This is a genomic window from Solirubrobacter soli DSM 22325 (assembly GCF_000423665.1).
GTDB classification, from domain to species: Bacteria; Actinomycetota; Thermoleophilia; order Solirubrobacterales; family Solirubrobacteraceae; genus Solirubrobacter; species Solirubrobacter soli.
On sequence record NZ_AUIK01000008.1, the window covers coordinates 411,511 to 426,776 of the forward strand.

At 69.5% G+C, this 15,266-nt stretch carries 12 protein-coding genes, 1 tRNA gene and 1 pseudogene; 9 read left to right on the forward strand and 5 right to left on the reverse strand.

What is annotated here, in order from left to right:
- The 8 genes and pseudogenes from G569_RS0106135 to G569_RS0106160 all read left to right on the forward strand — a co-directional run bounded on the left by G569_RS0106135 (nt 1) and on the right by G569_RS0106160 (nt 7,436).
- Nucleotides 1–73, forward strand: a tRNA-Phe gene (locus tag G569_RS0106135).
- A 338-nt stretch (nt 74–411) separates the two neighbouring features.
- Nucleotides 412–501, forward strand: a pseudogene (locus tag G569_RS66290) (helix-turn-helix domain-containing protein); the annotation flags it as partial.
- A gap of 422 nt (nt 502–923) precedes the next feature.
- Entirely contained in the window at nt 924–1,397 is a 474-nt protein-coding gene (locus tag G569_RS65175) for a hypothetical protein (protein WP_028062766.1), read from the forward strand.
- Between the two features lie 26 nt (nt 1,398–1,423).
- On the forward strand, nt 1,424–1,519 hold the full coding sequence (locus tag G569_RS65180; RefSeq protein WP_306764996.1) for a hypothetical protein: 96 nt from the start codon (nt 1,424–1,426) through the stop codon (nt 1,517–1,519).
- 369 nt (nt 1,520–1,888) lie between these two features.
- On the forward strand, nt 1,889–3,361 hold the full coding sequence (locus tag G569_RS0106145) for a DUF2252 domain-containing protein (RefSeq protein ID WP_084284307.1): 1,473 nt from the start codon (nt 1,889–1,891) through the stop codon (nt 3,359–3,361).
- 56 nt (nt 3,362–3,417) lie between these two features.
- On the forward strand, nt 3,418–5,127 hold the full coding sequence (locus G569_RS46000) for a SulP family inorganic anion transporter (RefSeq protein ID WP_053225934.1): 1,710 nt from the start codon (nt 3,418–3,420) through the stop codon (nt 5,125–5,127).
- 33 nt (nt 5,128–5,160) lie between these two features.
- On the forward strand, nt 5,161–5,631 hold the full coding sequence (locus tag G569_RS0106155) for a hypothetical protein (protein ID WP_157591849.1): 471 nt from the start codon (nt 5,161–5,163) through the stop codon (nt 5,629–5,631).
- A gap of 2 nt (nt 5,632–5,633) precedes the next feature.
- Entirely contained in the window at nt 5,634–7,436 is a 1,803-nt protein-coding gene (locus G569_RS0106160; protein WP_037494834.1) for a S53 family peptidase, read from the forward strand.
- A gap of 353 nt (nt 7,437–7,789) precedes the next feature.
- On the opposite strand, the gene G569_RS0106165 is transcribed toward G569_RS0106160, so the two are convergent.
- Together G569_RS0106165 and G569_RS0106170 are read right to left on the reverse strand one after the other, a co-directional pair.
- On the reverse strand, nt 7,790–8,500 hold the full coding sequence (locus G569_RS0106165) for a response regulator (protein WP_028062770.1): 711 nt from the start codon (nt 8,498–8,500) through the stop codon (nt 7,790–7,792).
- Nucleotides 8,497–9,654, reverse strand: coding sequence for a sensor histidine kinase (locus tag G569_RS0106170; protein WP_037494837.1), 1,158 nt, complete (start codon nt 9,652–9,654; stop codon nt 8,497–8,499). Before G569_RS0106170 ends, G569_RS0106165 begins: the two co-directional genes overlap by 4 nt.
- Before the next feature lie 133 nt (nt 9,655–9,787).
- On the opposite strand from G569_RS0106170, the gene G569_RS46005 reads away from it, so the two are divergent.
- Nucleotides 9,788–11,923, forward strand: coding sequence for an MMPL family transporter (locus G569_RS46005; RefSeq protein ID WP_169542080.1), 2,136 nt, complete (start codon nt 9,788–9,790; stop codon nt 11,921–11,923).
- An 83-nt stretch (nt 11,924–12,006) separates the two neighbouring features.
- On the opposite strand, the gene G569_RS0106180 is transcribed toward G569_RS46005, so the two are convergent.
- The 3 genes from G569_RS0106180 to G569_RS0106190 all read right to left on the reverse strand — a co-directional run bounded on the left by G569_RS0106180 (nt 12,007) and on the right by G569_RS0106190 (nt 15,158).
- Nucleotides 12,007–12,870, reverse strand: a complete 864-nt coding sequence (locus G569_RS0106180) for a formylglycine-generating enzyme family protein (protein ID WP_037494839.1) — start codon at nt 12,868–12,870, stop codon at nt 12,007–12,009.
- Nucleotides 12,871–12,893: 23 nt separating this feature from the next.
- Nucleotides 12,894–14,408 (reverse strand): arylsulfatase, encoded by a 1,515-nt coding sequence (locus G569_RS46010; RefSeq protein ID WP_037495104.1) that lies wholly within the window; start codon nt 14,406–14,408, stop codon nt 12,894–12,896.
- A gap of 207 nt (nt 14,409–14,615) precedes the next feature.
- On the reverse strand, nt 14,616–15,158 hold the full coding sequence (locus tag G569_RS0106190; RefSeq protein WP_028062773.1) for a hypothetical protein: 543 nt from the start codon (nt 15,156–15,158) through the stop codon (nt 14,616–14,618).
- Nucleotides 15,159–15,266: the final 108 nt, after the last annotated feature.

Genomic DNA, 15,266 nt, shown 5'->3' on the forward strand with positions numbered 1-15,266 from the left:
GGCGAGATAGCTCAGTTGGTAGAGCACACGACTGAAAATCGTGGTGTCCCCGGTTCGAGTCCGGGTCTCGCCACTCCGAAAACCGCGCAGCAGCGCGGTTTTCTTGTTTCTGGATCAGGTCGTGAAGTCGCTGATTTGGGCAGTGGTTTAGGCAGTGAGTGCCTTCGCTGCCCAATGGAACGACTCGGCTTACGCACGTATGCCCCGCTGTGCCGTGCATTCCAGCGTTCCTCTAACGCAGGACACCACGATTCGTACTCGAGTGACCTTGGTGATGCCCGGAAGCCAATAGTGCACCACTTCTAGGACGCGAAAAGTGCACCACCGCGAAGCGGTGGTGCCGTCTGGCCGTGAGTCTTGGGGTCGCCGTGTCGGCGAGTTCGGGAGGGCGGCGGGGAGGTGCGCAGCGCGATGGAGTGGGCTCGAGGGCGTTTGGCGGCGGACGGTGTCTCGCAGCGCGAGATCGCTGCGCGGTTGGGGATCAATCGGCGCACGGTCAGACGGTTGGTCGAGGCGGATGAGCCGCCGCGGTATTCACGCTCGAGCGCGGGGTCGATCATCGACGCCTTCGATCCGGTGATCCGGCGACTGCTTGGGGAGTGGCCGGAGATCAAGGCGCCGCGGCTGACCGAGATCTTGCGCGTGGACTACGGCTATGTGGGCGGAGTCGATCTGGTTCGCAAGCGACTGGCCGCGTTGCGGCCGCGGCCGGGTGAGCGGCCGGCGCAGAAGACCGGTTACCGGCCGGGGCAGGTGTTGCAGGTCGATTGGGCTGAGATGCCGACTCGGCCGCGGATCGCGGGCCGCGAGCGGCGCGTCTACGCGTTGATCTGCACGCTGCCGTTCTCAGGCGCGTCGACGGCGCACTTCAGCTCCGACATGACCATCGAGTCCTTCCTGGAAGGTGATGTCCGCGCGTTCGCGTGGCTGGGCGGCGTCCCCGCGAATGCGTCTACGACAACCTGCGCTCAGCGGTCGCGCGCCGCGAGCGCGAGCAGGTCACGTGGAACGCCCGGTTCGTTCAGCTGCGCGGGCGCTACGCCTTCCACGCCACCGCCTGCACGCCCGCCACGCCGCGCGAGAAAGGCGCCGTTGAAGGCGCGGTCCGCCATCACGAGACCGTGTTCTGGCCGGCGCGCCGCTTAGCCTCGTTAGGGGAGCTCGACCACGTCTACGCCGACTGGCGCGACCGCATCGCCTTGCCGCGCCGGCACGCGACCGGGCACTACGTCGTCGCTGAACGGCTCGCGGACGAACGAGAGCAACTCAGGGCTCTACCGCCGGTCGCGTTCGACGCCGCCGGGCGCAGGACGTCGGGGGTCCCGTTGGACGCTTATCTCAAGCACGCTGGCAGCTTCTACCGCGCCCCGGGGGCGAAATCCTCGGCGACGCCATAGTCGCCGCCGCGCTCATCGACCGGCTCATCCACCACGCCCACATGATCACGCTCAAGGGCAAGAGCTACCGGCTCCGAGAACGCGGCACCGGCCCCGAACCCCGCCCCCGACCCGCTCGCTGAACACGCACCACGCTTCCTCAGCCTCGCCAGCCCTCCCAGGTGGAGCACTTTCAGATCCTGAAACTGGCGCACTTTTCGCCTCCTGTTGACAGCACGGCTCCGGCGCCCGCCGGCGCGGACCCGGTGACGGACGGCGACAGGGCGTCACGCCCGACCGAAGGCACGCCCCAGTCTCCCGCCGCCCGCCGCGGTGGTCAAGGTCACAAGCAGCGCTCGTCGACGGCGGCGGACGCGGGACTCGTGCTCATTTGCGGGAGTCGTCCCGTTTGGATGATGTGCGCGCGCCGACGGCATGTTGGAGTCGCGAGCGTCGTCTCCGGCGCCGCGCCAAGGCTGCCCGGCGACCAGAAGCCACGGAGGAGGAATCCGATGAGCACCGCCACCGCCAGCCAGAATGGACCCGCGAGCGATGTCACCGAGGTGGGACGAGGCCGCGCACAGGCCGGGCGCGTGGAGCACTTCACGCGGGCGGAGCGAGCGGCACGGGGCAAGGCGGCGCGCGTCGAGGTGCCGCGCTCGTCGCACGCCGGCTGGGAGCCCGCGCCGGGCCGGCGAGATCCGGTCGACGTGCTCGAGGAGCAGGCGCAGACGCGCGTCCCGGAGCTGGTTCCGATCCGCTACGGGCGGATGCTCGTGTCGCCGTTCACGTTCTACCGCGGCGGCGCGGCGCTGATGGCGGCCGATCTCGCGGCCTCGCCGCGGACCGGGCTGCAGGTGCAGCTCTGCGGCGACGCGCACCTGTCGAACTTCGGCGCGTTCGCGGCTCCCGACCGGCGACTGGTGTTCGGCGTCAATGACTTCGACGAGTCGCTGCCCGGACCGTTTGAGTGGGATGTCAAGCGTCTCGCGGCGAGCTTCGCGGTCGCCGGCCGCGATCGCGGATTCGACGCCAAACAGCGCGGCGCGGTCAATCTCGCGGTCGGGCGGTCGTATCGCGAGGCGATCCGCGACTTCGCCCGGATGCGGGCACTCGATCTCTGGTACGCCCGCCTCGACGTCGACGACGCGGCCAAGGAGTGGGTCGCGCGCGCGACCGCCAAGCAGCGCAAGCGCCTGGACCGAAACCTCGCCAAGGCACGCACGAAGGACAGCATGCGAGCGTTCGACCGGCTGACCCGGCTGGTCGACGGCGAACCGCGGATCGTCAGCGATCCGCCGCTGATCGTCCCGATCGAGGAACTTGTCTCCGCTGACGCCAGCGTCCGGCTCGAGGACGAGCTGCGGAGGCTGATCCGTTCGTACCGCCGCACGCTGACGGGCGATCGCCGCCACCTGCTCGAGCGCTTCCGCTACGTGCACGCGGCACGCAAGGTGGTCGGTGTCGGCAGCGTCGGCACGCGCGCCTGGATCGTGCTGCTGCTCGGCAACGACGACGCCGACCCGCTGTTCCTGCAGATCAAAGAGGCCCAGCGCTCGGTGCTCGAGCCCCACCTCGGCAAGAGCGCGTTCACCAACCACGGACAACGGGTCGTCGAGGGCCAGCGGCTGATGCAGGCCGCCAGCGACATCATGCTCGGCTGGCTGCGCACCCCCGGCATCGACGGCGTCCAGCGCGACTTCTACATCCGCCAGCTGTGGGACGGCAAGGGCTCCGCGATCGTCGAGGCGATGGAGCCGGACGCGCTGGCCACGTACGCCAACATCTGTGGCTGGACGCTCGCACGCGCGCACGCCCGCTCCGGCGACTCCGCCGCGATCGCCAGCTACCTCGGCTCCAGCGACAGCTTCGACCGCGCGATGGCGTCGTTCGCCGAGACCTACGCCGACCAGAACGACGCCGACTACGCCGCGCTCCGGCGGGCGGCCGACACCGGCAGGATCGCCGTCGAGACCGGCCTGTAGGGGCGGATGGCGGCCTTGATCGTGCGGCTGCGCAAGATCCGCGGGGGGATCCGGCCGTGATCCCGTCGTGGCTTCGTCGCTACGACCGCGGATGGTTGCCCGCCGACACGATGGCCGGGCTGACGATCTGGGCGCTGATGGTGCCGCAGGCGATGGCCTACGCCGGGATCGCGGGGGTTCCGGTTCAGAACGGTCTGTATGTCATGCCGCTCGCGGTCGTCGGCTACGCGTTGTTCGGCAGTTCGCGCCACCTTTTCGTGGGCCCCAGCGCGACGGTGGCGACGCTGTCCGCCTCCTCCGTGGCCGTCGTCGCCACGGCGAGCACGGGGTCGGGCGAGTACGTCGCCCTGACGTGCGTGCTGACGCTGATGGTGGGCGTGATCTACGTCGCGGGCGGCCTCGCCCGGATGGGCTTCGTCGCGCGCTTCTTCGCGCGGCCGGTGCTGGAGGGCTTCATCGTCGGCCTCGGTCTCTACATCGCGATCGGCCAGGTACCGAAGGTGGTGGGAATCGAGAAGCCGTCGGGCGACACGCTCTCCGTGCTCACGAACACGATCGCCGACTTCGCGAGCTGGGATTGGACCACGGTCGCCGTCGGGCTCGCAGGACTGGTCGCGCTGTTCGCGCTCGCACGCTTCGTGCCGAAGCTCCCCGGTGTGATCGTCGTGGTCGTGCTTGCGATCGTCGCGGTCAAGGCGCTCGACCTGGAGGACCACGGAGTGGCGATCGTCGGCGAGGTACCGACCGGCTTTCATTTCGTCGCGCTCTCGAGCGTCTCGGCGGACGACCTGGTGGGACTGCTTCCCGGCGCCCTCGCGATCGTGATCGTCGGACTCGCTCAGTCGCTCGCGATCGCCAAGAGCTATGCCGCCAAGTACCACTACGCCGTCGACGCGAACCGCGAGATGCTCGGTTACGGCGCCGCGAACATCGGCGCCGGCGCGCTGCAGGGGTACACCGTCACCGGCGGGCTCTCGCCATCGGCGACCGCCGAGCGCGTCGGTGCGAAGTCCCCGGTCGCCTTCCTCGTGACCGCGCTGATGGCGCTCCTGACGATCCTGTTCTTCGCCGGGCTGTTCGCCGACCTGCCAGAGGCGATCCTCGGCGCGATCGTGATCTGGGCGGTGTCGGGGATGATCGACCCGGGCCGGGTCACGCAGTATTGGCGGGCGCAGTCACTCGAGTTCTGGGCCGCGCTCGGCGCCCTGCTCGGCGTGATCCTGATCAACATCCTCCCGGGCGTCGCGATCGGCGTCGCCCTCAGCTTCATCCTGCTGGTCCACACGATCGACCATCCGCACATCGCCTCGCTCGGGCGCAGCAGCGACGGTTCGCGCTTCAGTGACCTCGAGGACGACCCGGAGGCGACGCCGATTCCCGGCGTGCTGATCCATCGCTTCGAGGCGGAGCTGATCTTCGCCAATGCCGACATCTTCCAGGACGACGTGCTCGCCCGAGCTCGCGCGGCCGACCCGCCGCTCCACACGGTCATCCTCGACTTCGAGGCGGTCAGCCAAGTGGACGTGACGGGCGCGCAGATACTCCGGTCGGCGCACGACACCCTCGACACGCTCGGCATCCGGCTGATCGTCGCCCGGGCGAAGAGCACGGTGCGCGACGCGCTGCGTCGCAACGGGATCGTCGACGTCCTCGGCGAAGACAACCTCGCGTCGAACATCGACCGCGCCCTCGATGCCATCCAGGCCGGCACCACATCCGACGGTTCATCCCGAATGGGGGATGCGCACGATCCGGCCGCCTGTTGAAGTCAGGTCATGAGCACGGCTGATCGTCCGCTCGTGAGGCTGGCAAGCTCGCCCGTTCGGAGCGTGTTGGCCGGGGCCGCCGGGACCGCCACGATGACACTGGCGTACGCAGCGGAGCGCCGACTGCGCCGCGGCGCGAAAGGCCCGCTCGACTATGACGACTCGCTCGTGCCCGGGCAGATCGTGGCCCCCGTCATGCATCTGCCACATGTGACGGCCCGAGAGGACCGTGACCTCGGTCTGCTCCTGCGCTGGAGCTACGGCTCGGGGTTCGGCCTGTGGCACGGCGCTCTGCGTCGGATGGTTCCTGAGCCGTGGGCCAGCGTCGGCTTCGGCGCCACGCTCATGACCGCGACGCTGACGCTGTTCCCGATGCTCGGTCGCACCCCGCCCCCATGGCGATGGCCGCTCGACGTGATGGCCACCAGTCTCGGCACGCACGTCGCCTACGTCTCCGCGGCCGCCGCGGTGGACGACGGACTTCGCCGGCTCGCAAACCGGTGACCATGCGCACGCGTACCTGGACAGCCGCCGGAACGACGCTCGCCGTGCTCGCCGGCGCGCCGGCGGCGCTCGCGTCCTCGGTCGACTACGGCAACATCTCGCACAAGGGCTACACGACCGTGGCCGCGGCGTCCACGAGCCTCGAACTGCCGCTGCAGATCGGCTTCATTGCGAACCAGTCGGGGCTGCAGAGCGCCGTCAAGTCGGCGAGCAACCCGTCGTCGTCGTCGTATGGCAAGTACCCGTCGCTCTCGACCGTGCAGAGCAAGTACGGCGCGTCGTCGTCCAAGCGCAACGGGGTCGTGAACGCGTTCAAGTCCAACGGGATCACGGCGACGGTCGACGTGACGCACCTGCGCGCGAGCGCGACGGTCAGCGTCGGCAAGGCCCAGAAGATGTTCGGGACCAAGTGGAAGGTCTACAAGACCGGCTCCGGCGCGAAGGTGGCGCTGCCCGTGGACACCCCGACGCTGCCTTCGGGAATCAAGGGCAACGTCGACACGGTCGCCGGGATGCGCGTGCAGCTCAGCTCGGGCAGCAGCAGGTCCTCCGCCGCCCGGGCCGCCGTGGTGGCTGACGGCGGGACCCCGACGCGCACCGGGACGCCGGCGTTCGGATGCGTGCCGTCGATGTTCCCGTCCGCGCTCGGATCGACGGCCGGGCTGTACCCGAACCAGATACTGACGGCCTACGGCATCGCCCCGCTGCAGGCTGCCGGCCTGAAGGGCCAGGGCACCCGGGTGGCGATCCTCGGCGAGGCGCCCACGCCGGCCGCCGACGTGAACACGTTCCGCTCCTGCTTCGGCGCCGACGGGACGGCGCTGAAGATCCACAACGCGAGCAGCATCAAGCCGATCCTGGAAAGCTCACTCGATGCGATGACCGTCGCGATGGTGGCGCCGGGGCTGTCGCGCTTTGACCTGTGGGTGCACCCGATCAACACGATCGACGACTTCCTGGTTCTCCTGGCCCAGCCGCTGCAGGCGACGACCAACGGCACGCCGCTACCCGACGTCATCTCGGTCTCCTACGGCGAGTGCGAATCGATCGTGCAGCCGTCTACCGCATCGCGGACGCTGGTCGAGCGCCAGCTCACCGCCACCGCCGCGCTCGGCATCACGACCGTCGTCGCCGCCGGCGACAGCGGCTCGTCCGCCTGCGCCCGCGGGGTGCCGACTGACCAGCTCACCTCGTCCGACAAGCAGCCGCAGGTCGACTGGCCGGCGTCGTCGCCCTGGGTGCTGGCGGTGGGCGGTACGAGCCTGACGCTCAACGCGGACAACACGATCGCCTCCTCCGGCGCGTGGAATGACACCGCGTACCCGTCGCCGTTCCACGCGACGGCCGGTGGCGGCGGGGGCTCGAGCGCGTTCGAATCTCGCCCCTGGTGGCAGCCCGCCCAGTCGTTCGCCACCTCGGGCAAGCGCATGGTGCCCGACATCGCCGCGTTCGCCGACGAGAGCCCCGGCTATCCGATCGTCTGCTCGAGCGGCGTGCAGGGCTGCAAGGGATCGGGCCAGAGCATCGCCTTCGTGGGCGGCACGAGCGCCGCAGCGCCGCTCGTGGCCGGGATGATCGCGCTCTGGAACCAGCAGGCGCACAACCAAGGCCTGCCGCGACCCGGGTTCATCGCGCCGCTGCTCACCACGCTCGCGCAGCACAGCCCGCAGACGTTCACCGACATCACACAGGGCACCAACGAGCTCTTCGGCGGCTCATGCTGCCCCACCAGGACCGGCTACGACCTGGCCACCGGCTGGGGCTCACCGGCCGCCGACGCGATCGCGTCGTCGCTCGGCCGCTGAGGGAACGGCCCGCGGATCTGCGATCACGCCGATGGGATGAGATCGGTGCGCTCCCGGTCGGTCATGCTCGTCCGATGGACCCACGACCGCTCCCATGGAGCGGCGGGGACGCTCAACGACATCGTTTAGGCAGCGAACTCGACGCCGCTGCCCAAATCGACGAGGAAACTCCGGTAGTTGCGGGATTTACTCGCTCAGTCGCCCGGCACACGATCAGGCTCATTAGCAGGGATTTTGTGCCTCGGCTTCGACGACTCGGCCGTTCCTGAAAATCGTGGTGTCCCCGGTTCGAGTCCGGGTCTCGCCACTCGGAAACCGCGCCAGGGCGCGGTTTTCTCGTTTCTGGAGCGGCCTCACGCGGGCGGTTCGAGGTGAGTGCCTCGGCTGGTGGAGTGTGATGTCAGGCCGGGGGTGATGAGCCCCCACTCGTAGGCCACGATGACCACCTCGATGCGGTTGCGTGCCCCGAGCTTGGTGAGGATCCGCTGGACGTGCGTCTTGACGGTCGTGCGCTCCAGGACCAGCGTCTCGGCGATCTCGGCGTTGGAGAGTCCTTGGGCGACGAGCTCGAGCACCTCCCGCTCGCGCGCGGTGAGGTCGTCGAGCCGCCGGTCGGCGTCGCGGCTGAGGATCGGGTGCGCCGCGACGCGCTCGATCAGGCGCCGCGTCACCGAGGGCGAGAGGAGCGCGTCGCCGTCGGCGACGGTGTGGATGGCGGCGATCAGCTGCTCGGGCGAGCTGCGCTTGAGGAGGAACCCGCTCGCGCCGGCACGCAGCGCGCCCAGGATGTACTCGTCGATCTCGAACGTGGTCAGGATGATCACCTTCGTCGCCGGTGCCGCGTTGAGCAGCTCGGCGGTCGCGGCGATGCCGTCGAGGTCGGGCATGCGGACGTCCATCAGTACGACGTCGGGGCGGTGGCGCCGCGCGCGCTGCACCGCGAGCCGGCCGTTCTCCGCTTCATCGACGACCTCTATCGAGTCATCGCTGGACAGGATCGCACGCAGTCCGCTGCGCAGGATCTGGTCATCGTCGACGAGTATCACCCGGACGCGCTCGGTCATCGCGATCCTCGATCGTACGGGAGGTGCGCATGCAGCTCGAAGCGTGATCCGTGGCGCCTGGCTTGGAAGGAACCGCCGAGGAGCTTCGTGCGTTCGCGCATGCCGGCGATCCCGCGTCCGCCGCCGGGCCGGGACTCGAAGTGCGTCGTGACGGGGTTGGCGACGGTGAGCTCGAGCGCGTCGGGGCCGAGCTGGATCGCGATCGCGGCCGATCCGGTGCCGTGACGACTGGCGTTGGTGAGCGACTCCTGCGCGATCCGGTAGACGGCGCGCGAGACCGGGGTGGGCGGGCGCCGGTGTGTCTCACCATCGATCGTGAGCTGCACGTCGAGGCCGCCGGCGCGCTGGCGCTCGATGAGGGCGGGGATCTGGTCGATGCCGGGCAACGGGGCGCGGTCCATCTCCCGCTCCTCGCGCAGGAGGCCGACGATGCGGTCGATCTCCTCGATCGTCTCGCGCGCGAGGTCTTCGATGGCTGTGACGGCCTGCGCTGAGCGCTCGCGGTCGCGGTCGCGTAGAACCCGGGCGGCCCCAGCCTGGACCAGGATCGTGTTGAGGGCGTGCCCGGCAGAGTCGTGGAGCTCGCGAGCGATTCGCGCTCGCTCTTCGGCGACCACGAGCTCGCGCTCGCGCCGGGCTTGCTCGAGCTGATCGGCAACATGGGCGCGGAGGAACCGGCGCCGGTCTCCGATCAGCCAGGCGCCGGCCCAAAGGAAGCCCGGCGGGAGGTAGTCGGGCACCTCGTAGGGGGTCACGGCGGCCTCGATCAACACGAGTGCCGCCCAGCCCGCAGCCGCGATCGCGAGCACCGGCCACTGTCGCCCGCGCCTCGGACGAACCGCACACGCGTAGAGCGCGACTGCCGGCGCCGCCGGAGCGCTCACTCCGTACGAGAACGCCGCCAGGGCCAGGCTCGCTGCCAGCGTGATCCCGAGCACCGCGCGCGGGTGCTGATCGCGCCACAGCAACGCGAGCGCGCTCAGCAAGACGAGCGCGACCGCCAGGCCGTCAGGGTTGGCCGTCTCGTCCGCGAAGTCCGGGTCTCCGAACCCACCGCCGAGCAGGAGCTGAAGGACCGAAAACGCCAAGACGCCCAGGATCACCACGGCGTCGACCACTCGGTCGCGAACGCGCGGATCCAGGAGCGTCGACATGGCCAGAGCGTACGGACGCCATCGCGCAGTGAAAACCTCCCGCGGAACGACCCGGGTCCTCCCGCGGGAGGACCCGGAAGACCGTTCCCGCGGCGGTCGCCGTGCGCGGCGCGGCGACTTACCGTCGCCCTCGATGCCCCGTACGAGTCTCGAGGACGATCCAGTGACCAGCTCAAGCAGCAAGGCCGGCGTGCTCGCGCGCTTCGGCGACGCGATGTTCATGCACCGGAGGAAGGTGGTTCTCGCCTGGCTGGCCGTCATCGCCGTGGCGATCGCAGGCGGGATGGGTCTCGCCGGCAAGTACACCGTCGACTACAGCACCCCCGGGTCGGACTCCAAGGCGGCGTCTGACCGGTTGACCGCAGCGTTTGCTGGTCGCTCGGGCGAATCCTTCGACATCGTCTGGACGGCGTCCGACAGCGCGACCGGCCCGGCGGTGACCGAGCGCATCGACCGCCTCCTCCAAGCAGTGGAGACGCTTCCGGGCATCGTCGACGGCACCACGGCAGCTGACGCGGAGGTCTCACGCGACGGCCGGACGGCCATCGTCCGCGTACCGCTCGACCGCATGGCCGCCGAGGTGTCCGAGGAGACCGCCGGGCGCATCGGAGAACTCGTCAGCGAGGCCGGCGGCGACGGGCTGAAGGTGGCTGCCAACGGCCAGATCGAGGGCCTCGACAAGGAGACCGGCGGCGACGGCGAGTTGCTCGGCGTCGGCGTCGCCGCCATCGTGTTGCTCCTGACCTTCGGCGCCGTGGTGGCGGCCGGGCTACCAATCCTGCTGGCAGGGTTCGGCGTCATCGTCTCCGCCTTGCTCGGCAAGGTCTTGGCCGGAGTCATCGACACCGCCGACTGGGCTCAGGACGTATCGATCATGATCGGCCTCGGCGTCGGCATCGACTACGCGCTGCTCATCCTCACTCGCTACCGGGCCGCAGTCCGCGAGGGCCTCACGCGCCGCGACGCGAACGTCCAAGCAATGGCAACCGCCGGGCACTCCGTGGTCGTCGCCGGCCTGAGTGTGGTCATCGCCCTGCTGGGGCTGTTCATCATGCGCCTGCCCTACCTCTACGGTGTGGCGCTCGCCGCCGGCCTCACGGTGCTGGTCGTCCTGGCCGCGACGCTCACGCTGTTGCCCGCCATCGTCGGCTTCCTCGGCAAGCGCGTCGACGCGCTGCGCATCCCGGGTCTCGACCGGCCGCCCAAGGACCCTGACCGGACCCCCTCGGCACGCTGGGCACGAGCGATCGCACGCCGACCCGTCGTCGCCGTGGCGGCAGCGCTGATCGTCCTCGCGGTGCTCGCCGCGCCGCTGACCGGTATGCGCTTCGGCTTCCCCGACACCGGCAACAACCCGGAGAGCTCTATGACCCGGCAGGCCTACGACATGGTCACCCAGGGCTTCGGCGCCGGGGCCAACGCCTCGCTCATCGCCGTCGCCAAGACGCCCTCGACCGGCGCCCGCCACGCCGTCGAGACGCTGCGGACCGAGATCGGGCGCGACCGCAGCGTCGTCGCCGTGGCACCCGCGCAGTACAACGAAGCCCGCGACACGGCGACCATCGCGATCACCCCGCGCGACGGGCCGTCCGCACCGGACACCAAGTCGCTCGTCGAACGCCTGCGCAGCGGCGTGCTCGCCCACAGCGGCGTCGACGTCAAGCTCGGCGGTGACACGGCGAGCACCGTCGACCAGGCCAAGGTGACCGCCGCCCGCCTGCCGCTGTTCATCGGCGCCGTGGTCATCCTGTCGTTCCTCCTGCTGTGGAGGGCGTTCCAGGCGCCGGTGATCGCGCTCAAGGCCGGCGTATTCACGATCCTGTCGATCCTCGCCGCCTACGGCGTCGTCGCCTACGTCGCCGAGGGCAACTGGGCCGGACAGCTGATCGGCATCGACTCAGACCTTCCCGTCCCACCGTTCATCCCCGTGATGATGTTCGCGATCACCTTCGGCCTGGCGATGGACTACGAGGTGTTCATCGTCTCGCGCATCAAGGAAGAGCGCGAACGGCTCGGAGACGCGCGCGAAGCCGTCATCACCGGCCTCGCGCGGACCTCGAAGGTGATCACAGCGGCCGCGCTGATCATGGTGTCGGTGTTCGGGGCGTTCTCCCTGAGCAACGAACTGATCCTCAAGCTCATCGGCGTCGGGCTCGCCGCGGCGATCCTCATCGACGGAATCCTCATCCGCATGGTGCTCCTGCCCGGCGTGATGCACCTTCTCGGCGAACGCGCCTGGTGGAGGCCGCGCGCACGGGTGGCGGCATGATCGAGGCGCACGGCGCCCAATGCGCTCGCGACTCCTCAACGTGGGAGCAGCTGGAGCCCCGCACGGGCGGAGTCGCGAATCGCTCAACCGCGGACGATGGTGCGAAATCCGAGGTGGGAGGTCGACGTGTCGATGGGCTGTGGCATGCGCGCGGCGGGCCGGTAGCGCTGGCAGTAGTTGGGCGCGCAGAGGTGCGAGCCCCCCTTCATCACCTTGCGCGGGATGCAGAGCTCGGGACTCTCGACGGTGCAGCACGCGTGCGAGACCTCGGCCGCGGCGTCGTATGAGTCCGTCGTCCACTCCCAGACGTTGCCGATCATGTCCGACAGCCCGTAGCCGTTGGGCGGGAACGAGCCGACCGGGGCGGTGCCTTCGAAGCCGTCCTGCTTGAGGTTCTCGATCGGGAACTCGCCTTGCCAGGTGTTGGCCATCCAGCGGCCGGCCGGGGTGAACTCCTCGCCCCAGGCGTAGGTGGCGCCATCCAGGCCGCCACGGGCGGCGAACTCCCACTCGGCCTCGGTCGGGAGCTCCTTGCCCGCCCAGTGCGAGTAGGCCTCGACGTCCTCCCACGCCACGTGCACGACCGGGTGGTCCGGCCGCTTCTTGATCGAGCTGCCCGGGCCCTGCGGGTGGCGCCAGTCGGCGCCGGGCACGTAGGTCCACCAGTTGTAGTGGTTGCCGAGATCGACGCGGTGGGGCGGTTTCTGGAACACCGTCGAGGCGGGGATCAGCAGCTCTGGCTTGGCGCCCGGGTAGGCGGCCGGGTCCGGAGCCCGCTCGGCCACCGTCACGTAGCCGGTCTTGCGCACGAAGCGCTCGAACTCGCGGTTGGTGACGGTGTGCCGGTCGATCCAGAACCCGTCGACGGTGACCGGACGGGCGGGGGACTCTTCCGGATAGTGCTCATCGGAGCCCATCCGGAAGGTCCCGCCGGGGATCCACACCATGTCCGGTCCTGCTGTCACCGCTGCTAGTTCCCGTGGCGCTGCGACGCGGCGGCCAGCACCTTCTCGACCAGGCCTTGCGGGTTGAAGTCGGCGGGCGGCTGGCGGGGCGGAAACGCGTCGAACGTGGCGACGTGCTGTTGGACGAGGGCGGCGGCGGGAAGCACGGTCCAGAGCTTCTCACCGGCGTACAGGGGGTAGTAGGGCGCGTCCATGTGCTGCTCGAGCGGATCGATTCGCAGGTTGACCGGCTGCGGCACGGTGGGCTGGACCAGCGACCCGGCGAACCAGTCGTCCTTGGTCTGGAAGTGGACCTTCCAGTTGTTGTACCGGATGGCGAACAGCTGCCCCTCGCCGTAGTAGAAGAACTCGTGGCGCGGTGACTCGTCGCTTTCGCCGGTCAGGTAGCCGAGCTGGTCGTAGCCGTCGAGGTGCACGCGGAAGTGCTTGTCACCGGCTTGGTAGCCGTCGAGCAGCCGTTCCTTGATGTCGGGGACGCCGGCCGCCGCCATGACGGTCGGCACCACGTCCTCGAGCGAGAAGATGCCGTTGAGCACCTGACCGGCGGGGATCTCGGCCGGCCAGCGGATGGCGAACGGCGCGCGGAAGCCGCCCTCCCAGCCCAGGCCCTTCTCCCCGCGAAACGGCGTGGTCCCGCCGTCGGGCCAGGTGAACTTCTCGGCGCCGTTGTCGGTCGCGAAGATCACGACGGTGTTCTCGGCGATGCCGAGGTCGTCGAGCTTGCCGAGCAGTTCGCCCACGACCCAGTCCAGCTCCTGCATCCCGTCGGCGTAGACGCCGAGCCCGGTCTTGTCCTTCCAGCGTTCGGAGAGGCGCGTCCACACGTGCATGCGCGTCGTGTTGTGCCAGAGCAGGAACGGCTTGCCGGCCTGTTGGGCGCGATCGATGAAGTCCAGCGACCGAGCCAGGAGGTCGTCCTCGATCGTCTCCATCCGCTCGCGCGTCAGCGCGCCGGTGTCGGTGATGGTCTGCTTGCCCACGCGACCGAAGCGCTCGTCCTCGGTGGGATCGTCGACGTCGCTCGCCCGGCAGTCCAGCACCCCGCGGGGGGCGAACAGCTGCTGGAAGATCGGCAGATGCTTCGGGTAGTCGGGTTGCTCGGGCTCTTCCTCGGCGTTGAGGTGATAGAGGTTGCCGTAGAACTCGTCGAACCCGTGGACCGTCGGGAGGTACTCGTTGCGGTCGCCGAGGTGGTTCTTGCCGTGCTGGGCGGTCATGTAGCCCTCGGGCTTGAGCAGATCGGCGAGCGTCGGATCCTCGGCAAAGATCCCCTGCTTGGCCCCCGGCATGCCGACCGTCGTCAGGCCGGTGCGAAGCGGGATCTGACCGGTGATGAACGCCGCACGCCCGGCCGTGCAGCTCGCCTGGGCGTAGGCGTCCGTGAACATCGCGCCCTCGGCGGCGACCCGGTCGATGTTCGGCGTCCGGGTGCCCATGATCCCGCGGTGATAGGCGCTGACGTCGAACCAGCCGACGTCGTCGGCGAGGATCAGGAGGACGTTGGGCTTGTCCGTGGCCATCGTTACCCACTTCCGGTTGGTTGTCTTCGGCGCGGCGAGGCGTCCGGGCGCGCAGCCGCGCCCCATCCGGAACGATCACCGGATGGGGGATGGCCGTGATCAGGGTGGTCCGGCGGTCGTCAGCGCCGACGCGCGACGCGTCGTGAGGTGCGGCGGGCGACTCTGCGGGCTGCGAACATCTCTGCTCCTGTCGTCGTGATGGAACTGCTAGGCCGTCTGCCGACGCGTGTCGGCCGCGTGCAATTCCTGCGCTTCCTGGCTGGACAGCAGCCCGATCTCGACGAGGTCGAGCGGGCTGATGAAGCCGTCGCTGATGCGGTACCCGCCGGCGCGGGCGACCGCGTCGCGCAGCGGCACGGCCCACTGGTGCTCGAGCAGGATCAGCGCGGCCGCGGAGTCGTTCGGGATCTCCTCGATGACGTCCCACGCGTCCTCGTCGCTGAACGCGCTGATGCCGTCGGCGGCCGCCTCGGCGCCCGCTTCGGCACCGGCGTACAGGCCCTCTTCGCCTTCGATGCCGAGACCGACGAGGGCACCGACCATGCTGCCGAGCTCGATCGCCTCCTCCTTGGAGAGGTTGCTGAGGTGCATCACCTCGATCTCTCCGTTGGCGTCCTTGTGCACGGCGAGCGCGTCGATCACGCGCACGGTGTCGCTGTCGCGCAAGCGCTCCAGCTCGGCGATGATCTCGCCGTGGAACTCCGGGTGCTCGAAGCCGAGCACGATGAGCTGAACTGGCCCAATGGCCATCGTTCCGCCTCCTCGGTCGCTGAAGTACCGACCCTCACGCACCCGGAACGTCCGCGCATCGCCCCGATGGGATGAAGACTCACAGGGCGAAACGGCTCACAGTCGGGC

What these genes read in the sequence shown, in the direction of transcription:
- G569_RS46010 (WP_037495104.1), bottom strand. Translation starts at nt 14,408, where the DNA reads ATGGCCACGGACAAGCCCAACGTCCTCCTGATCCTCGCCGACGACGTC.
- G569_RS0106170 (WP_037494837.1), bottom strand. Translation starts at nt 9,654, where the DNA reads ATGTCGACGCTCCTGGATCCGCGCGTTCGCGACCGAGTGGTCGACGCC.
- G569_RS0106165 (WP_028062770.1), bottom strand. Translation starts at nt 8,500, where the DNA reads ATGACCGAGCGCGTCCGGGTGATACTCGTCGACGATGACCAGATCCTG.
- G569_RS0106180 (WP_037494839.1), bottom strand. Translation starts at nt 12,870, where the DNA reads ATGGTGTGGATCCCCGGCGGGACCTTCCGGATGGGCTCCGATGAGCAC.
- G569_RS0106190 (WP_028062773.1), bottom strand. Translation starts at nt 15,158, where the DNA reads ATGGCCATTGGGCCAGTTCAGCTCATCGTGCTCGGCTTCGAGCACCCG.
- G569_RS0106160 (WP_037494834.1), top strand. Translation starts at nt 5,634, where the DNA reads ATGCGCACGCGTACCTGGACAGCCGCCGGAACGACGCTCGCCGTGCTC.
- G569_RS0106145 (WP_084284307.1), top strand. Translation starts at nt 1,889, where the DNA reads ATGAGCACCGCCACCGCCAGCCAGAATGGACCCGCGAGCGATGTCACC.
- G569_RS46005 (WP_169542080.1), top strand. Translation starts at nt 9,788, where the DNA reads ATGCCCCGTACGAGTCTCGAGGACGATCCAGTGACCAGCTCAAGCAGC.